Source organism: Streptomyces sp. NPDC088387, assembly GCF_044753385.1.
In the GTDB taxonomy this organism is placed as follows: Bacteria; Actinomycetota; Actinomycetes; order Streptomycetales; family Streptomycetaceae; genus Streptomyces.
Map to the genome: position 1 here is coordinate 222,608 of NZ_JBIVNC010000003.1, position 17,166 is coordinate 239,773.

At 69.0% G+C, this 17,166-nt stretch carries 19 protein-coding genes; 10 read left to right on the top strand and 9 right to left on the bottom strand.

Annotation, left to right across the window (positions count from 1 at the left end):
• Positions 1 to 67: 67 nt before the first annotated feature.
• From ACIQAC_RS09185 to ACIQAC_RS09195, 3 genes are all read right to left on the bottom strand, one after another.
• Positions 68 to 802: an IclR family transcriptional regulator gene (locus ACIQAC_RS09185; RefSeq protein WP_402189272.1), complete on the bottom strand. Its 735-nt coding sequence runs from the start codon at positions 800 to 802 to the stop codon at positions 68 to 70.
• 445 nt (positions 803 to 1,247) lie between these two features.
• Positions 1,248 to 1,460 (bottom strand): DUF5326 family protein, encoded by a 213-nt coding sequence (locus tag ACIQAC_RS09190; protein ID WP_402188530.1) that lies wholly within the window; start codon positions 1,458 to 1,460, stop codon positions 1,248 to 1,250.
• Positions 1,461 to 1,636: 176 nt separating this feature from the next.
• A complete protein-coding gene (locus tag ACIQAC_RS09195) occupies positions 1,637 to 1,954 on the bottom strand; it encodes a cupin domain-containing protein (protein ID WP_402189274.1) in 318 nt (105 codons plus the stop codon).
• A 58-nt stretch (positions 1,955 to 2,012) separates the two neighbouring features.
• On the opposite strand from ACIQAC_RS09195, the gene ACIQAC_RS09200 reads away from it, so the two are divergent.
• From ACIQAC_RS09200 to ACIQAC_RS09220, 5 genes are all read left to right on the top strand, one after another.
• On the top strand, positions 2,013 to 2,390 hold the full coding sequence (locus tag ACIQAC_RS09200; protein ID WP_402188532.1) for a phage holin family protein: 378 nt from the start codon (positions 2,013 to 2,015) through the stop codon (positions 2,388 to 2,390).
• A gap of 24 nt (positions 2,391 to 2,414) precedes the next feature.
• Positions 2,415 to 2,906 (top strand): low molecular weight protein-tyrosine-phosphatase, encoded by a 492-nt coding sequence (locus tag ACIQAC_RS09205; protein ID WP_402188534.1) that lies wholly within the window; start codon positions 2,415 to 2,417, stop codon positions 2,904 to 2,906.
• Positions 2,907 to 3,055: 149 nt separating this feature from the next.
• A complete protein-coding gene (locus ACIQAC_RS09210) occupies positions 3,056 to 4,204 on the top strand; it encodes a cystathionine gamma-lyase (RefSeq protein ID WP_402189276.1) in 1,149 nt (382 codons plus the stop codon).
• 260 nt (positions 4,205 to 4,464) lie between these two features.
• Positions 4,465 to 5,370 (top strand): LysR family transcriptional regulator, encoded by a 906-nt coding sequence (locus ACIQAC_RS09215; RefSeq protein WP_402188536.1) that lies wholly within the window; start codon positions 4,465 to 4,467, stop codon positions 5,368 to 5,370.
• A 96-nt stretch (positions 5,371 to 5,466) separates the two neighbouring features.
• Positions 5,467 to 5,949, top strand: a complete 483-nt coding sequence (locus tag ACIQAC_RS09220; protein WP_402188538.1) for an NUDIX domain-containing protein — start codon at positions 5,467 to 5,469, stop codon at positions 5,947 to 5,949.
• A gap of 15 nt (positions 5,950 to 5,964) precedes the next feature.
• Here the strand turns inward: ACIQAC_RS09220 and ACIQAC_RS09225 are convergent, their stop codons facing one another.
• Positions 5,965 to 7,506 (bottom strand): globin domain-containing protein, encoded by a 1,542-nt coding sequence (locus ACIQAC_RS09225; RefSeq protein WP_402189278.1) that lies wholly within the window; start codon positions 7,504 to 7,506, stop codon positions 5,965 to 5,967.
• 226 nt (positions 7,507 to 7,732) lie between these two features.
• On the opposite strand from ACIQAC_RS09225, the gene ACIQAC_RS09230 reads away from it, so the two are divergent.
• The gene (locus ACIQAC_RS09230) at positions 7,733 to 8,194 is read left to right on the top strand and encodes a hypothetical protein (protein WP_402189328.1); all 462 of its coding nucleotides are present in this window, start codon (positions 7,733 to 7,735) and stop codon (positions 8,192 to 8,194) included.
• Positions 8,195 to 8,454: 260 nt separating this feature from the next.
• Here the strand turns inward: ACIQAC_RS09230 and ACIQAC_RS09235 are convergent, their stop codons facing one another.
• Positions 8,455 to 9,087, bottom strand: a complete 633-nt coding sequence (locus tag ACIQAC_RS09235) for an HAD family hydrolase (RefSeq protein WP_402188540.1) — start codon at positions 9,085 to 9,087, stop codon at positions 8,455 to 8,457.
• A gap of 266 nt (positions 9,088 to 9,353) precedes the next feature.
• Here ACIQAC_RS09235 and ACIQAC_RS09240 point away from each other — a divergent pair, with 266 nt between their 5' ends.
• The 3 genes from ACIQAC_RS09240 to ACIQAC_RS09250 all read left to right on the top strand — a co-directional run bounded on the left by ACIQAC_RS09240 (position 9,354) and on the right by ACIQAC_RS09250 (position 11,258).
• Positions 9,354 to 10,220, top strand: coding sequence for a GNAT family N-acetyltransferase (locus ACIQAC_RS09240; protein ID WP_402188542.1), 867 nt, complete (start codon positions 9,354 to 9,356; stop codon positions 10,218 to 10,220).
• Positions 10,221 to 10,337: 117 nt separating this feature from the next.
• Complete coding sequence (locus ACIQAC_RS09245; RefSeq protein ID WP_402188544.1) at positions 10,338 to 10,796, top strand: MarR family winged helix-turn-helix transcriptional regulator; 459 nt, start codon at positions 10,338 to 10,340, stop codon at positions 10,794 to 10,796.
• Between the two features lie 9 nt (positions 10,797 to 10,805).
• Positions 10,806 to 11,258 (top strand): GNAT family N-acetyltransferase, encoded by a 453-nt coding sequence (locus ACIQAC_RS09250; RefSeq protein WP_402188546.1) that lies wholly within the window; start codon positions 10,806 to 10,808, stop codon positions 11,256 to 11,258.
• A 117-nt stretch (positions 11,259 to 11,375) separates the two neighbouring features.
• Here ACIQAC_RS09250 and ACIQAC_RS09255 read toward each other — a convergent pair whose 3' ends face one another.
• The gene (locus ACIQAC_RS09255; protein ID WP_402188548.1) at positions 11,376 to 12,761 is read right to left on the bottom strand and encodes a serine hydrolase domain-containing protein; all 1,386 of its coding nucleotides are present in this window, start codon (positions 12,759 to 12,761) and stop codon (positions 11,376 to 11,378) included.
• Between the two features lie 95 nt (positions 12,762 to 12,856).
• Positions 12,857 to 14,332, bottom strand: a complete 1,476-nt coding sequence (gene dnaB / locus ACIQAC_RS09260; RefSeq protein WP_402188549.1) for a replicative DNA helicase — start codon at positions 14,330 to 14,332, stop codon at positions 12,857 to 12,859.
• 460 nt (positions 14,333 to 14,792) lie between these two features.
• On the opposite strand from dnaB, the gene ACIQAC_RS09265 reads away from it, so the two are divergent.
• The gene (locus ACIQAC_RS09265; RefSeq protein ID WP_402188551.1) at positions 14,793 to 16,130 is read left to right on the top strand and encodes an MATE family efflux transporter; all 1,338 of its coding nucleotides are present in this window, start codon (positions 14,793 to 14,795) and stop codon (positions 16,128 to 16,130) included.
• Between the two features lie 327 nt (positions 16,131 to 16,457).
• On the opposite strand, the gene rplI is transcribed toward ACIQAC_RS09265, so the two are convergent.
• Positions 16,458 to 16,904: a 50S ribosomal protein L9 gene (gene rplI / locus ACIQAC_RS09270; protein ID WP_402188553.1), complete on the bottom strand. Its 447-nt coding sequence runs from the start codon at positions 16,902 to 16,904 to the stop codon at positions 16,458 to 16,460.
• Positions 16,905 to 16,922: 18 nt separating this feature from the next.
• Complete coding sequence (rpsR, locus tag ACIQAC_RS09275; protein WP_006381652.1) at positions 16,923 to 17,159, bottom strand: 30S ribosomal protein S18; 237 nt, start codon at positions 17,157 to 17,159, stop codon at positions 16,923 to 16,925.
• Positions 17,160 to 17,166: the final 7 nt, after the last annotated feature.

Genomic DNA, 17,166 nt, shown 5'->3' on the forward strand with positions numbered 1-17,166 from the left:
GGAATGAGCTCCCGGCACTTGATGGCATCTTGCTGAACGCACACGGCAGATCACAAGGAGTGAGTTTTCAGATGCTGATAGAGATCGCCAGTGACCCCGGCATGCGTCCGATCTCCGCCTGGAGCTCCCGCGCGGCCGCCAGCAGTCGATCCCCCTGCTGAGCTGGGAGGGAGATGGCGATCGTGGCCGCTGTGGCACCCAGCGTGACGGGGATCGCGGCGCACACCGCGCCGAGTGCGTACTCCTGTCTTTCGACAACCGGAGTCCTACCATCCGCCCGTTCGAGGCGGCGAAGGAGGGCCCCATCGTCACGCACCGTATATGGAGTGATGGTTTCCACGGGGTAGCGATCGAGGTGGTCGCGGCGGGCGCCCTCGTCGAGCTGGGAGAGCAGACACTGGCCGATCGCGTGTGCGTGACCGGTCTCGCGGAAGTCGGCCCACTCCTCGACCGCCGGACTGCCCGGACTGTCCGAGACGCACAGGACTTCGATTTCGCCGTCCCGGTAGACGGCGTAGTACACGGGAACACCGATCAGATCTCGCCAATGTGCGAGCGCTTCGACAACCGTGCTGCGACGTTTCTGCTTCGCCGCGGTGTCACTCAGCCGCTCTGCCGCCTCGCCGAGGAAGAACAGGCCCTTGTCGCGGCGCAGATATCCCTCGTGCACCAGGGTGCGCAGCAGGTGGTAGGCGGTGGGCAGGGCGAGGCCGGTCTCCCGGGCCAGTTGCTTGGCGGGCGCGCCGTGCTCGTGCTCGGCGACGCATTCGAGGAGGCGCAGCGCGCGCTGTACGGAGCCGATGAGGGTCGCCGACTGGGGCTCCCGGCGGGAGTCCGTGGGCGACTGGGGTGCCTGCCGTACGGAGGACGGCGACGGGCGGGCCCGTGCCGGCCGCGTACTCGGCGGGACGGGCTGCTCTGGGGCTCGTACACGAAGGGCCGGTGTGGGGGCGGCCTGGGTGGGTGCGGAGGTTGCGTCGGTATCGACGGAGGCGTTGGTGGCGGCGGAGGCTGTGGCTGAGGCAGTGGCGGCCGTGGCCAAGGGATGACTCCCGGAGCGCGAGGGGGGCAGCCCGTGCGGTGAGGCACGGGACGGGAGGGGGGTTGCGTCGCTCGCGGGGCGGTCCCGCGTCGGCTTTCGGACTCTATTCGTCCGCCCCGGCCCACATACGGCCCGTCCGGGAAACTTCCCTCGCCCGAGGGAACCGGTGATGTCCCGTTACCGGATCACCGGTCCCCCTCCCTACTCACCAGTCGCTGCGCGACGTGGAACTCGACATGAACTTCCGTACGACATAGATCAGGCCGCCGACCAGTGCCACGAAGATCAGCAGCTTGAACAGCAGGCCGATCACAAAGCCCACGACGCTCGCTATCAGACCGCCGAACACGACCAGGGCGATGACCGGCACCGCGATCCACTTCACCCACCACGGCAGTCCCGTGAAGATCTCTCGCATCGCCCTCGTCCTTCTCTCTCCACTCGCCGGCCGCACCGGGCCACTCGGGCCCCGCCCGTCCGTCGGGTCGTCTGGTTGTCCTGCCTTCGATGCTAGGGCGGACAGGGGGGCGTACGGGGCCCCCGCGTCCCTTGTCCTCCCCTGACCGATCCCCTAGGGAACCCGGACGCCCTGCGTCAGCTTTCGGGCGGAGAGAACATCACCAGAACCCGCAGATCCTCACTGATGTGGTGGAACTTGTGCGCCACGCCCGCGGGGACGTACACCACGCTGCCGCGCGCGACCTCCGTGGTCTCCATGCCAACGGTGATCGCGGCGCGCCCGCTGACGACGAAGTAGACCTCGTCCTGCGCGTGCGGCTGCTGCGGATCGTGCTCGCCGGCGTCCAGTGCATACAGTCCGACCGACATGTTCCGCTCTCGCAGGAACTGTAGGTAGGCGCCGTCGTTGGCGGCGCGCTCCGCCTCCAGTTCGTCCAGCCGGAATGCCTTCATCGTTTCGTCGCCCTCACGCCCGTGCTCGTAGCCGATCTCTTCTGCCACGATCAGACACATGATGAATTTCCTAGTCAAGACGATCGCCAACGCGGGCGCTCTCGCCGTCGCGGTGTGGCTGCTCGACAAGATCACCCTCACCGGGGACAGCACGGGCAAGAAGGTCGGCACGCTGCTGCTGGTGGCGCTGATCTTCGGCCTGGTCAACGTCGTGGTGAAGCCGGTCCTCCAACTGCTCAGCCTGCCGCTGCTCATCCTCACGCTCGGCCTGTTCACCCTGATCGTCAACGCGCTGATGCTGCTGCTGACCTCGTGGCTGGCCGACAAGCTCGACCTGAGTTTCCACGTGGAGGGCTTCTGGACGGCCGTCCTCGGTGGCCTGATCATCTCCATCGTGTCGTGGGCGCTCAACGTTGTGCTGCCCGAGAAGGACTGAGCGGGGACGACGGGACCGAAGAGCATGACCTACCGCGTCTGTTTCGTGTGCACCGGCAATATCTGCCGCTCACCCATGGCCGAATCCGTCCTCCGCGCGCGTGTGGCGGAGGCCGGGCTCGACGACCGGGTGGCGGTCGACAGCGCCGGTACGGGCGGCTGGCACGAGGGCGACCCCGCCGACCCCCGCACGGTCACCGTCCTGGAGGACAACGGGTACGGCAGCGAGCACGCCGCCCGGCAGTTCCAGGCGTCCTGGTTCGCCCGCCTCGACCTCGTCGTCGCCCTCGACACCGGCCACCTGAAGGTGCTGCGCCGCCTCGCGCCCACCGAACAGGACGCCGCGAAGGTGCGGCTGCTGCGCTCGTACGATCCCGCGGCGGACGACGATCTCGACGTGCCCGACCCGTACTACGGGGGCATGGAGGGCTTCGAGGCGTGCCTTGAGATGGTGGAGGCGGCGAGCACGGGACTGCTCGCCGCGGTTCGGGAGCACGTGGAAGGACGGGCGGTATGAGCGATTCCGTTGGGCGGGACGGCGAGACGCCGATACGCGACTCGCGGGACGGGGATCTCCCGACCGGTGCCGCGCGGCACGGCGACATGCCTGTAGGACGCGATGCGGGCAACACTCCAGTGGGGCGCCATGTGGGCAGCGACACGCCGGTGGGACGCGATGGGGACGGCGACACGCCGGTCCGTGACGGCACGCGCGCGGTACGCGCCGGGCTGCCGGAGCCGGTGGCCTACGAGCCGACCCTGCCCGGCCCCGTCTTCGCCGCCCACTTCCACCTCCCGGGCGAGCCCACCGGCCCGTACACCTACGGCCGCGACCAGAACCCCACCTGGACGCACCTGGAGCGCGCCATAGGCGAGTTGGAGGCGCCCGGGCGGGACGACGTGGAGACGCTCGTCTTCGCGTCCGGCATGGCGGCGATCTCGGCCGTGCTCTTCTCGCAGCTGCGCGCCGGCGACACCGTCGTCCTGCCCAGCGACGGCTACCAGGTCCTGCCCCTGGTCCGCGCCCAGCTGGAGGCGTACGGCATCGAGGTGCGCACCGCCCCGACCGGCGACGACGCTCAGCTCGGCGTCCTCGACGGCGCGAAGCTGCTGTGGATCGAGACGCCGTCCAACCCCGGGCTCGACGTGTGCGACATCCGGCGCCTCGTCGAGGCGGCACACGCGCGGGGCGCCCTGGTCGCCGTGGACAACACCCTCGCCACACCGCTCGGACAGCGCCCCCTGGAGCTCGGCGCCGACTTCTCGGTGGCCAGCGGCACCAAGCAGCTGACCGGGCACGGGGACGTCCTGCTGGGGTACGTCGCCGGCCGCGACGCCGAGGCCATGGCGGCCGTACGGCGCTGGCGGAAGATCGTGGGGGCGATCGCGGGGCCCATGGAGGCGTGGCTCGCGCACCGGTCGATCTCCACACTCCAGATGCGGGTCGACCGCCAGGACGCCACCGCGCTCGCGGTCGCCGAGGCGCTGCTGCACTGGCCGGAGGAGCTCGGCGTGCGCTACCCGGGGCTGCCGCGCGACCCCTCGTACAAGGTGGCCTCGGAGCAGATGAGCCGCTTTGGGTGCGTGGTCTCGTTCACGCTGCCCTCCCGCGCGCGTGCCGAGCGTTTTCTGGAGGCGCTGCGGCTGGTGGACGACGCCACGAGCTTCGGCGGCGTACGGTCCACGGCCGAACGCCGCGGCCGCTGGGGCGGTGACGCGGTCCCGGAGGGCTTCATCCGGCTGTCGGTCGGCGCGGAGGATCCGCAGGACCTGGTGGCCGACATACTGCGGGCGCTGGAGGCGTCGGCGGGATAGCGCGATTTTCGGACGCCCGCCAGGGAGCCGCGGCTGTGTCGCCGGGCGCCCGGTGAGGGGTCCCGCTCCGTCGAACGGACGGTCCGAGCCTCCCCCCTCGTGGCTCGGACCGTCCTCGGTTCTGCGCGCGAAGAACCGCGCAGACAAGGCTAGTTGACTCTGTGTCAGTGTCCAATCACAGTAGCGACAGCGACCTATCGACATATTTATAGTTGGGCCCTGCCCGACGCGAGACCTCAGGCACGAGGAGAGGGTGTGGCATGGATCTGGCCTTACTGCGCACGTTTGTGACTGTGCACCGGGCCGGTTCCTTCACCCGAGCCGCCGCGCTGCTGGGCCTCTCCCAGCCGGCGGTGACCTCCCAGATCCGCACCCTGGAGCGGCAGCTCGGCCGCCCCCTGTTCCTGCGACAGGCCCGCGGTGTGACCCCGACGACCATCGGCGACGAACTCGCCCACAAGGCAGCCCCTCATCTCGACGCCCTGGTGGAGATCGCCGAGACCGGCCTCGACGACGAATCCTCCCTGCGCACCCTGCACCTCGCCGGCCCTCCCGAGTTCACCGCCGAACGGGCCCTGCCCGCGCTCGTGGAACTGACCGGCGACGACGGCCACGGCTTCGCCCTGCGCACGTCCTTCGGAAACGCCGAGGAGACCCTCGAAGGACTCGCCGCCGGCCACCACGATCTGGCCATCAGTACGGCCCGGCCGCGTGGCGCGCTGCTCACGGCGACCGCGCTCTGCGACGAGGAACACGTCCTCGTCGCCGCGCCCCGCCGTGCCGAGCAGATCTGCCCCGAGAACCTCCGGGACAAGGGCGCGTCCGCCCTTCAGAACCTCCCCGTCGTCGAAGTGCACGAGTCCCTGCCCTTCGTCTCCCGCTACTGGGCCTCCGTCTTCGACTCCCTGCCCTCCGCCTCCGGCACGGTGATCGTCCCTGACCTGCGGGCCGTCCTCGCCTGCACCGCCGCCGGAGCGGGGCTCGCCGTCCTGCCTCGCTATCTGTGCGCGGACGCCCTGGAGCGCGGCGAGGTCATCGCCCTCCACAACCCGACGGTCCCGCCCCTGCGGACGTACTTCCTGGTGGTGCGCACCGGCACGCTCGCGATGCCGCATATCGCGCGGGCATACGAGTGGTTGCAGCGGGCGGCGGGCGAGTGGGGGTGAGACGTGAACGTGAGCTTGCGGCAGGGTTACGGTCCGAACTGGACGAGTGCCGCCTCGCGATGTTTCACGTGGAACCAGCCGGGCCACATTCCTCCCATGACCGTCCGACCCGTGGTCAAGCGCACCGCGCGTGCCGTTCTCCTGGACGGAGATGACCTGATCCTGATCAAGCGCACCAAGCCGGGCGTGGATCCGTACTGGATCACTCCCGGCGGCGGCGTCGAGCTGGACGACGCGACCGTCGTCGACGCCCTGCACCGAGAGGTGTACGAGGAACTCGGTGCCAAGATCACCGATGTGGTGCCGTGCTTCGTCGACACCGTCGAACACATCGGTCAGGACGCGGCCACGACCGGCGTGAAGGTGCAGCACTTCTTCGTGTGCCACCTGGCGTCCATGGACCCCGCGCTGCGACACGGCCCCGAAGTGGACGAGCCCGCCGGTGAGTACGAGATCGTGCGTGTGCCGTTCACCCGCGTCGGCATCGCGACCGTCCACCTCGTACCGCTGTCGCTGCGGCACTACCTCGACGGGAACATCGAGGGCGTACGTGCCATGCACGCGCCCGACCTGGGCTGAGCGCGGACTTCCGGGTCAGTCGCCGGCCGCGACGAGTTCCTCCACCGAGTCGTGGCGTATGCGGTCCGACGGAACGCCGATGTCCCTGAGGGTGTGCACACCGCTGCGGATCATGCCGGGCGGGCCGGACAGATAGGCGTCGTACTCCATCCAGGGGCCGTACTCGCGTATGGCGTCCGGGAGTTGCAGATGCGCCTGCGCGTCGATGATCGCCCGCACCGAGAGCCATGAGTGGGACTGCTGGAGCCGGAGCATCGTGTCGATGTCGTAGAGGTCGTGGTCGGTGCGGGCGCCGTAGAACACCTCGACCGGCCGCCGCTCGCCATGCTCCGCGACGTCCTCGATCAGCGCCTTGATCGGGGCGATGCCCGTGCCGCCGCCCAGACACAGCAGTCCGCTGTTCGTGGTGTGGTCGACGGTCATGGACCCGGCCGGCGGACCGAGGCGGATCACATCACCCGGGCGGGCGCGATGCACGAGGGAGTTGGAGACCCAGCCCGCCGGAACCGCCTTCACGTGGAAGGTGAGCAGGCCGTCGGAGCGCGGCGCGGAGGCGAAGGAGTAGTGCCGCCAGACCCGCGGCCACCACGGTGTCTCCAGGCTCGCGTACTGGCCCGCGAGGAAGGGGTAGGGCTGGTTCGGGCGGACGGTGACGACGGCCACGTCGGGGGTTCTCAGGTCGTGCGCAACGACCTCCGCATGCCACCAGGCCGGGGCGCGCAGCTCGTCCGCGGCGGCCGCGTCGATCATCACCTGGGAGATCGTCGTGTACGTCCGGACCCAGGCCGCCTCGGTCTCCGCATCCCAGACGCTCCCGGCGTACTTGCTCAGGGCGCCGATGAGGCATTCGCCGACGGCCGGGTAGTGCTCGGGCTGCGTGCCGTACTTGCGGTGGCCGCGGCCCAGGTTCTGGAGGTAGTCGACGAGCACCGGCTTGTTGTCGATGTGCTCAGCCGCCGTGAGCAGCGCCTTCAGCAGGCGGTCCCGCTGGGCGTCCATCGCGGCCGGGAACATCGGTCGAAGCTCGGGGTAGCGGACGAAGAGCAGCGCGTAGAAGTACGAGGTGACCTTGTCGGCGACGGGCCCGACCTCCGCCATGGTCCGACGCACGAGAACGGCGTCGGGGGATGCGGCGGGCTCGGTGGGAGGCGGGGTCGGCCGGCTGAAGACGTCGGAGGAGGCAGCGTCGGGAGCCGCGGGGCGCTGCGCGGAGCCGGCGAACGCGTCGGGAACCGCGGGCTGTTGTACCGGGCGGGCGGCGGTCTCGGGCGGCATGGGCTGCTGCGCCGGATGCGCCAACGCCTGCGGGGGTGTGGGCTGCTGCGCGGGGCGAGTGAAAGCTTCGGGGACCCTGTGCTCCTGCGGGAGCCGTACGGCGGCTTCCGGGGACGTGTGCTCCTGCTGGGGCCTCATCGGGGCCGGGGCGGCGGTCTGTGCCGGGGTGGGGCGCTCGGGGGCCGGTGACGGGGCCGGCGGGGTCTGGGGCGCGGGCGAGGGGCGCTCCGGAGCCAGGGTGGCGGCGGGGCGTTGCGCCGGAATGCGCTGCTCGGCGGGCAGGGGCTGCGCGGGCGGCTGTGTCTGCGTCTGCTGCGCGACCTGCGGGGCTTGAGCGGCGGGCGTGGGGGCGGAGGCGGGGGCGGGGGCGGCCTGAGCCTGGGGCGTCTGGGGCGGAAGAGGCTGAGGCTGAGTGGGGTGCGCCTGGGGCGATGGTGCGGCGGCTACGGGAGGCTCGGGCGCCGGCGGCCCGGAAGCCGGTTTGCTGGGCTGAAAGGCCGACCAGGAGGTGGAACCGCTCGGCCTCTGGGAGTTCGGCGGCGGACTCGGCGGCGAGGGAACTGGCGTCGAAGCGTCGGGTATTCGCTCCGGCTCCGGACCGGCATCGGGGGCCGCGGGGTCGGCCGGGGCTTCTGAAGACGGCTCGTCCGCGGCGGGCGCGGTGTTCCTGCCCTTCGGACGCATGCCGGCCAGTCGCCGCCCGTCAGCCGTGTCCTGCTCGCTGCCCGGCGCCGGGGGTTTGCGCGGTGTGAACCAGCCGCTCCCGCTGCCGGAAGTGCCGTTGTCGGCCGACGTGGTGGTCGGAGCGTCCATGATGTGCCTCGCCTCGAACATCTTTCGGTCGGTCCATGCACTTCCTCATACGGAAGATGCCTGCTTTCCCCCCGCAGACGGCTCGCCTCTCCTGTTTCCGCACAACATCCAACGCGGCCATATTCAACCGGTATTCGCGACCCGTACGGACAAGTAAGGCCAGAGTGTGACATTGGCCGCAGTACGCACACCGCAGCGTCCCATCTCGTTCGGACGCGCTGCCTCGTACCCGGGAAATCGGGTCGTCGATCTCTCCGTCTCGTTAGGCTTCTTTGCCCTGTTCTCGGCTCCGCACCGGATCGGTGCGCCTCTCCCCGCACAAGAACCGGAGTCGACCATACCGGCCACCGCCAGCCACACAAGTCCCCCCTGCCCCAGGCGCGAACCACCCAACGGGCGAACCAGCAGTTCCTTCAACTACCGGGCGTGGCGCACCATTTCATAGGCATCCCACAGATCCCTCCCGGCATACGAGTGCGTCGCGAGCCCCGCCAGACGCTGATCCGCGTTGACCGCGACAGACACCGGAACCACACCGAAGAGGTCTATGTCCGACATGGAATCTCCATACGCCACACAGTCCGCCCTGGTGACTCCGAACCGCTCGCACAGCTGGTCGGCGACAAGCACCTTGGTCGCGGCAGTGAACACACCCGTGGGGTCCACCGGCGCGGCGAAGGGCACGGCCGGGAAGCGGGATCCGAACGCGGCGTGCGCCCCCCAGGCGGTCAGCCGCTCAACGAAGAAGGACGGCGAGAGGGAAATGACGGCGCAGTAGTCGCCCGCCTCGCCGATCTCGGCCCAGACCTTGCGGATGCGGGCCAGCCAGGGGGCCGCCTCGAAGGCCGCCGTCACATGGAGGTCAGTGAGCTCCGTCCACAGCGCATGGATACGCGCCGCGTACTCCGGCGGGCCGATCAACCCCGCCGAGATCTCCTGTTCGAGAAGGAGAGTCTCGGCTTCGAGTCCGAGTTGCCGTGAGATCTCCATGGGTGCCGTGGACCCGTGCAGCAGCGTGCCGTCCATGTCGAAGAGATGCAGTCTCGCCATGTCACCGAGGCTAATAGGAACGAGACACGGGGTGCTCGACCCGTTCCTCGATCCGCTCCGTGATCCACCTCTCGACCCACTCCTTGTTCCCCCGCGGTCCCGTCGCGCGGTCCGTCCCGCAGACGCTCACCGTTCGCCGATGTTTCACGTGAAACACCCCCTGCCGGTGAGCCCACTGTGGATATGACCCCGACATGGCTAAATGCCAGTACGTGTCGGGCGAAACAGGTGGACGACAGGGGCACCGGTCGGACAGCCTGACCTGCGTGCCCACCTCTTCGCTCGCCGATCTGCCCATCCGCCGTCTGACCCGTCGCGATCTCGACATCTGCGCGGACTTGTCCGAGGACAGGGGGTGGCCGCGCGAGGAGCACAAGTGGGGCCTCCTCCTCTCCGCCGGTCAGGGTTACGGCATCGATGATCCCGATGGCGGTCTCGTCAGCGCCTGTGTCGTCACCGAGTACGGCCCTCACGGCCGACCCGATCTCGCGGCCATCGGTATGGTGCTCGTCGCTGAGCGTCACGCCCGGCAGGGCGTCGGACGCCGGCTGATGCGCCAGATCGTCATGGAGCTGGGCACCACACCCGTGACTCTGCACGCGACCCCGAACGGTCGCCCTCTCTACGAGGAGCTCGGCTTCAAGACCTCCGGCCGGGCCGAGATGCTGTACGGCCACTTCACACCCGGCGGTCCCACGCCCCACGTCAGCACACGCGCCGCGACCGCGGAGGACATCACCGGGCTGCTCCGGCTGGACGGAGCGGTGTTCGGCAGCGACCGCACGCACCTGATCACCCGGCTGCCCGCCTTCGCCGACCAGTTGCGGGTCGCCGAGAAGGACGGCCGGATCATCGGCTTCGCGGGGGCCTGGCCCAATATGGACACACACGTCGTGGGCCCGCTGATCGCCCAGGACACGGAAACGGCGAAGGCACTCATCACCTCCCTCGCGGCCCACACCGACCGCCCGCTCCGCACCGACATCGACGTACGGCACACGGAGCTGCTCGCCTGGGCGAAGGCACGCGGCCTCGAGTCGGTGGCATTCAACGCGGTGATGACCTACGGAATCAGCGAGCTGCCCGGCGACTGGAGCCGGCGCTTCGCACCTCTGACGGTCGCGGCGGGCTAGCCTCCGCAGCCACCTCCCACATTCGCAATAATTGCAGACGCCCTATAGATGCAAGAGCAGACTATTGCGGTCTTGCTCTATCCTGGTCTCAGCCGCTTCGGGACGGAGGAAACGCCAATGACAGCGACGGACCCCGCGCTCACCGCCCTCGCCCAGGGCTGGTGCGCCCTCTCACTGCTGCACGGGAGGATCGAGGCACACATCGAGCGCTCTCTTCAGAACAAGCACGATCTGAGCGTGCGCGAATACTCCTTGCTGGACGTGCTCAGCCGACAGCACGACGGCGACGGGGGGCACCTCCAGATGAAGCAGGTAGCCGACGCGGTTGTGCTCAGCCAGAGCGCCACCACCCGGCTGGTCACCCGGCTCGAGGATCGCGGCCTCCTGGAGCGCTATCTGTGCCCGACCGACCGCCGGGGCATCTACACCAACGTCACGGAGGCCGGCCTCAAGCTGTTGGACGAGGCGCGGCCGACAAACGACGCGGCACTGCGTGAGGCCCTCGACCAGGCGGCCCTGAACCCGGAGCTGGCCCCGCTGGTCCGCGTCGTCGAGTCGCTGAACGTGCCCGCGTAGGGTGCGGGCATGGGAGATCTTGTAATACGCCGAGCCACGGCCGAGGACCTACCCGCGATCGTCGGCATGCTCGCGGACGATCCGGTGGGCGCGCAGCGCGAGTCACCCGATGACCTGACCCCGTATGTCGCGGCGTTCGAGCGCATCGTCGCCGATCCGAACCAGCACCTGGTCGTCGCCGTCCGCGAGAATCAGGTGGTCGGCACGCTCCAGCTGACGCTGGTCCCCGGACTGTCCCGGCAGGGCGCCACGCGGTCGATCATCGAATCCGTCCGGATCCACGCGGACGAGCGGGGCAGCGGGCTCGGTACGCAGTTCATCGAGTGGGCGGTGGATGAATCACGCCGGCAGGGCTGCCAGTTGGTCCAGCTGACGTCGGACGCGAGCCGGACGGACGCGCACCGCTTCTACACGCGTCTGGGCTTCGAGGCCTCACACGTGGGATTCAAGCTCCAGCTCTGACGCGTACTCCGTGCATGCGACTGTCGCCGTGAGTGGGGCTGACGCCGTGGGTGGTACTGGCGCCATGGGTGGGGCTGTGTTTCACGTGAAACACAGCCCGAGCGACCCTGCGCTGCCCTAGCCAATCCCCTGCCAGCCGTCCGGATGCACTCCACCCGGCACCGAAGCGCCGTTGTCGTACGGCTGCCGGGTGAACACGAACGACCCGAGGTCCAGGTGGCTCACGGAGCCGTCAGGCCGTCGTACGGCCTTCAGGAGCTCTCCGGCGTAGTAGCCCTCCAGCCCGGTCCAGGTGCCGTCCCCGTTGGCACGGAACCGGGAGCGGCGGCCACGGCCTGCGAGTGGCTCCAGCGAGACCAGGCCGTCGGCCGTCACCCGCAGGGCGAAGCCGTGCGTCCCCCAGTACCACTGGCCGGCCAGCTCCAGCGCTTCTGGATCCACCTCGCGCAGCGGTTTCCAGGGGGCAGGGATCCGGGGCTCGGCATCCGCGACGATCCCTAGGAGGTCGGCGCCGATCGAGGCGATCAGCGGGCCGGAGGTGCAGTTGGCCAGGACAACCGCGGCGACGTCGTCCTCCACGCTGATGACGAGGTTCGCCAGGAAGCCGGGCAGCGACCCGGAATGGCCCACGAGCAGCCTCTTGTCACGACGCTGGAGTTGCAGCCCAAGTCCGTAGCCGACGCCGTCCACGATGTCCGCGGCCTCGCCGGGTGCCGCGGGGTTCCGCATCTCGCGTACGCTCTCCGCGCTCAGCACCCGGTCGTCCCCCTCTGTCAGGAAGACGGCGAAGCGCGCCAAGTCTGCTGCGGTGGACCAGAGTTGGCCTGCTGAGGCCATGATCCCGAGGTCCTCCGTGGGCTCCGGCAGCAGTACATCGGCCCATGGATGCACGGCCCACCCTCCGGCGTGCGGCGCCTGCGGCTGGGCGCTCGTACGGTCGAGTCCAAGGGGTTCGAGCAGCTCGCGCCGCAGCACGTCCGCCCAGGGCGCGTCACGCAGCTTCTCGACGAGCGCGCCCAGCAGCGTGTAGCCGGGGTTGGAGTAGTGGAACCGCCGGCCGACGGGATGCAGGAAGGGCCGCTCACCCAGCACATCGCCGAGCTCCGGCCGCAGCGACGCCGACGACCGCTCCCACCACGGCGCCGGCGACTCGGCCGCGAGCCCGCCCGTGTGCGCCAGCAGTTGGGCGACAGTGACCTCACCGGCCCGGGTCCCCGGCAGGTGCTTCTCGAGCGGGTCCTGGAGGTCCAGCAGCCCTTCGTCCCGCAGCCGTAGGACGAGCACCGCAGTGAAGGTCTTCGTGATGGACCCGATCCGGTACTGCACGTTCTCGTCGGGCCCATGTCCGTCGACGGAACTCCGCGCCTCGGTCCACACCGTCCGCCCGCCCCGCACCACCGCCGCCACCATCGAGGGCGCCCGCCCTTCGGCCTGACCCACGGCAACCCGGTGCAGCAACGCCCGCCGCGTCTGAGGCAGCAGTTCTTCCTGAGGTGTCGTCATGCCCCCAGTCCATCTGCCGGGCAGCCGAACGTCGAGTTCATTTCACACGGGTGGACGCGGACACCCAGGACCGAAGCAGGCCGGCCCGCTCACGATCAGGTCTGTGCCATGTCCACAAACCGCGAGTAGTGGCCCTGGAATGCGACCGTGATGGTCGCGGTGGGGCCGTTACGGTGCTTGGCCACGATCAGGTCGGCCTCGCCCGCACGCGGTGACTCCTTCTCGTAGGCGTCCTCTCGGTGGAGAAGGATGACCATGTCGGCGTCCTGCTCGATCGAGCCGGACTCACGCAGGTCGGAGACCATCGGCTTCTTGTCGGTGCGCTGTTCGGGACCACGGTTCAGCTGGGACAGTGCGATGACCGGGAGTTCCAGCTCCTTGGCGAGGAGCTTGAGGTTACGGGACATGTCCGAGACCTCCTGCTGGCGGCTCTCGGAGCGTTTGGAGCCGCCGTTCTGCATCAGCTGGAGGTAGTCGATGACGACCAGCCGGAGGTCGTTGCGCTGCTTCAGACGGCGGCACTTCGCGCGGATCTCCATCATCGACAGGTTGGGCGAGTCGTCGATGTAGAGCGGAGCCGCCGAGACGTCCGGCATCCGGCGGGCCAGGCGTGTCCAGTCCTCGTCCGTCATCGTGCCGGACCGCATGTGGTGCAGGGCCACTCGCGCCTCCGCGGACAGCAGGCGCATCGCGATCTCGTTGCGCCCCATTTCGAGCGAGAAGATGACGCTCGGCAGGTTGTTCTTGATCGAGGCGGCGCGCGCGAAGTCCAGTGCCAGCGTGGACTTACCCATCGCGGGGCGGGCCGCGATGACGATCATCTGGCCCGGGTGCAGACCGTTGGTGAGCGAGTCGAAGTCCGTGAAGCCGGTGGGTACACCGGTCATCTCGCCGCTACGGGAGCCGATCGCCTCGATCTCGTCGAGTGCGCCCTCCATGATGTCGCCGAGCGGCAGATAGTCCTCGCTGGTGCGCTGCTCGGTGACCGCGTAGATCTCCGCCTGGGCCCGGTTGACGATCTCGTCGACGTCGTCGTCGGCCGCGTACCCCATCTGTGTGATGCGCGTGCCGGCCTCCACCAGGCGGCGCAGCACGGCCCGTTCATGGACGATCTCCGCGTAGTACTCGGCGTTCGCCGCCGTCGGCACGCTCTGCACCAGCGTGTGCAGATACGAGGCCCCGCCGACCTTGTTGATCTCGCCGCGCTTGGTGAGCTCGGCGGCGATCGTGATCGGGTCGGCCGGCTCCCCCTTGGCGTAGATGTCGAGGATCGCCTGGTAGATCGTCTCGTGCGCCGGCTTGTAGAAGTCGTGACCCTTGAGGACCTCCACCACATCGGCGATGGCGTCCTTGGAGAGCAGCATGCCGCCCAGGACGGACTGCTCGGCATTGAGGTCCTGTGGCGGAACCCGCTCGAACGACGGCCCCGCCCCGTCCCACGCCCCGCTGTCCTGACCCCGCTCGTGCTGCTCGTCGCGACCGCGTGTCCCGTCGGCGCGGCGGCGGGAGGGCAGACGATCACCCGGACCGCTGTCGGCCCACGGGTCGTCCAAGGGCTCGGAAATGCTCAACCGAGCCACCTCCTCCCGTCCGCCCAGCGGACCTCGCCGTGCCCCTCATTTCTACGGCACGGCACTGACAATTGAGATGCCCAACTCCGGTTGTGGCGCGTCGGTTTTGTGATGATTCTTCGGCCGTCGGCAGGAGTGTGCGCCGGACCACGGTAGGCCCCCGGGCACCGTCAGCCAATCTGGTTATCCACAGGCCATGTGGACGACGGCCCGGATGCTGTGGAGAACTCCCCGAAACCTGTGCACGACCCGGTGGACAGCCCTGTGAACAAGACCGACCTCCACCCGCTGAACCACCTCTGACCTGCATATCTACCGTCCACCGGCTGTGCGTAAGAAAAACTTTCCCAGTCGGCCCAAGATCACATCAAGCCGTGCGGGACTCTGCACACGGAGCAACCATGCGTAAGGGTCTAATGCATCTTGCATCTCTTACCTGTGGACGATTAGATTGATGCTCATGACACAGGCTCCCGCGACCCCCAAGGCTGTCCGGCGACAGCACGATCGAGAGATCGTCTCGCTGGCCGTCCCGGCCTTCGGCGCACTCGTCGCCGAGCCCCTCTTCGTCATGGCCGACAGCGCGATCGTGGGCCATCTCGGCACCGCACAACTCGCCGGACTCGGCGTCGCCTCCGCCCTCCTCATCACCGCCGTGAGCGTCTTCGTCTTCCTCGCCTACGCCACCACGGCCGCCGTCGCGCGTCGTGTCGGCGCCGGAGACCTGCCGGCCGCCATCCGGCAGGGAATGGACGGTATCTGGTTGGCCCTGCTTCTCGGCGCCGCAGTCATAGCCGTCGTCCTCCCCACCGCCCCGAACCTCGTCGCCCTCTTCGGCACCTCGGACACGGCCGCCCCGTACGCCACCACCTATCTCCGGATCTCCGCGCTCGGCATCCCCGCCATGCTCGTCGTCCTCGCCGCGACCGGCGTACTGCGCGGCCTCCAGGACACCAAGACCCCGCTGTACGTCGCCATCGGCGGCTTCGTCGCCAACGGCCTCCTCAATGTGGGCCTCGTCTACGGCGCCGATCTCGGTATCGCCGGATCCGCCTGGGGCACCGTCATCGCCCAGTTCGGCATGGCGGCCGTCTATCTCGTCGTCGTTGTCCGGGGAGCCCGTAGGCACGGCGCCTCACTACGACCGGACGCCGCGGGCATAAGAGCCTCCGCGCAAGCGGGAGTTCCGCTCCTCGTCCGTACACTCTCCCTGCGCGCCATCCTGATGATCGCCACCGCGGTCGCCGCCGGACTCGGCGACGCCGATGTCGCCGCGCACCAGATCATCCTGTCGTTGTGGAGTCTGCTCGCCTTCGCCCTCGACGCCATCGCCATCGCCGGACAGGCCATCATCGGGCGCTATCTCGGCGCGGACGATCCCGAAGGCGCCCGGCAGGCCTGCCGTCGCATGGTGGAGTGGGGCCTGGCCGTGGGGCTCATCCTGGGCGTCCTGGTGATGCTGTCCCGTCCGGCCTTCCTGCCTCTCTTCACCAGCGACTCCGCGGTCAAGGACGCCGCCCTGCCCGCACTGATCGTCGTGGCACTCTCCCAGCCGATCTGCGGCGTGGTCTTCGTCCTGGACGGAGTCCTGATGGGTGCGGGCGACGGACCGTACCTCGCCTGGGCCATGATCCTCACTCTGGCGGTCTTCGCCCCGGTGGCCCTCCTGATCCCGACCATCGGCGGTGGGCTCACCATGGTCTGGGTGGCGATGACGCTGATGATGACCGTACGGATGCTGACTCTGTGGCTGCGCACCAGCTCCGGCCGCTGGATCGTCACGGGCGCCACCCGCTGAGCAACCCTCGGAGTGGCGACGAGCACCACGCCCGTTTCACGTGAAACATCCACCCGGTGCACCCCAGCCACCTCCGTCACGCCGATGCCCATGTCGGTACGAACGCGCCCATCGACGCCGGCGACGACGTTTCACGTGAAACGGCCACCGGCCGCCAACCTCACCAGCCGCTGTCTCATGGCTCCCCACCGCTGCGCAGGTCCGCGGGACGTTTCACGTGAAACGTCCCGCGGACCCAACCCGGACGAGAATCCGCCGGAGCACGAAGAAGGGCCGTACCCCACCGGGTACGGCCCTTCTCTCAGCTGTTCAAGCCGAGCGCGGCGATCAGGCCGCGACAACCTCGATGTTGACCTTGGCGGCAACCTCGGGGTGCAGACGCACGGACGTCACGTGGGCGCCCAGGGTCTTGATGGCCGAGCCGAGCTCGATCCGACGCTTGTCGACATCGGGACCACCGGCGGCCTTGATCGCCGAAGCGACGTCGGCCGGCGTGACGGAACCGAAGAGACGACCGGCGTCGCCGGAGCGAACGGCCAGGCGGACCCGGACACCCTCGAGCTGGGCCTTCACAGCGTTGGCCTGCTCGATGGTCTGGATCTCGTGGATCTTGCGAGCACGACGGATCTGCTCGACGTCCTTCTCGCCACCCTTGGTCCAGCGGATAGCGAAATTCCGCGGGATCAGGTAGTTGCGAGCGTAACCGTCCTTGACGTCGACGACGTCGCCCGCGGCACCGAGGCCGGAGACCTCGTGGGTCAGGATGATCTTCATGTGTCGGTCACCCTTCCCTTATCGCGCGGTGGAGGTGTAGGGCAGCAGCGCCATCTCACGGCTGTTCTTCACAGCCGTGGCGACGTCACGCTGGTGCTGCGTGCAGTTGCCGGTCACGCGGCGGGCACGGATCTTGCCGCGGTCGGAAATGAACTTCCGCAGCATGTTCGTGTCCTTGTAGTCCACGTACTGGACCTTGTCCTTGCAGAAAGCGCAGACCTTCTTCTTCGGCTTGCGCACAGGCGGCTTCGCCATGGTGTAT

Coding starts and splice junctions, on each gene's coding strand:
- ACIQAC_RS09250 (WP_402188546.1), top strand. CDS start 10,806: ATGGGAGATCTTGTAATACGCCGAGCCACGGCCGAGGACCTACCCGCG.
- ACIQAC_RS09215 (WP_402188536.1), top strand. CDS start 4,465: ATGGATCTGGCCTTACTGCGCACGTTTGTGACTGTGCACCGGGCCGGT.
- rplI (WP_402188553.1), bottom strand. CDS start 16,904: ATGAAGATCATCCTGACCCACGAGGTCTCCGGCCTCGGTGCCGCGGGC.
- ACIQAC_RS09205 (WP_402188534.1), top strand. CDS start 2,415: ATGACCTACCGCGTCTGTTTCGTGTGCACCGGCAATATCTGCCGCTCA.
- ACIQAC_RS09190 (WP_402188530.1), bottom strand. CDS start 1,460: ATGCGAGAGATCTTCACGGGACTGCCGTGGTGGGTGAAGTGGATCGCG.
- ACIQAC_RS09265 (WP_402188551.1), top strand. CDS start 14,793: ATGACACAGGCTCCCGCGACCCCCAAGGCTGTCCGGCGACAGCACGAT.
- ACIQAC_RS09255 (WP_402188548.1), bottom strand. CDS start 12,761: ATGACGACACCTCAGGAAGAACTGCTGCCTCAGACGCGGCGGGCGTTG.
- ACIQAC_RS09195 (WP_402189274.1), bottom strand. CDS start 1,954: ATGAAGGCATTCCGGCTGGACGAACTGGAGGCGGAGCGCGCCGCCAAC.
- rpsR (WP_006381652.1), bottom strand. CDS start 17,159: ATGGCGAAGCCGCCTGTGCGCAAGCCGAAGAAGAAGGTCTGCGCTTTC.
- ACIQAC_RS09220 (WP_402188538.1), top strand. CDS start 5,467: ATGACCGTCCGACCCGTGGTCAAGCGCACCGCGCGTGCCGTTCTCCTG.
- ACIQAC_RS09245 (WP_402188544.1), top strand. CDS start 10,338: ATGACAGCGACGGACCCCGCGCTCACCGCCCTCGCCCAGGGCTGGTGC.
- ACIQAC_RS09235 (WP_402188540.1), bottom strand. CDS start 9,087: ATGGCGAGACTGCATCTCTTCGACATGGACGGCACGCTGCTGCACGGG.
- ACIQAC_RS09200 (WP_402188532.1), top strand. CDS start 2,013: ATGATGAATTTCCTAGTCAAGACGATCGCCAACGCGGGCGCTCTCGCC.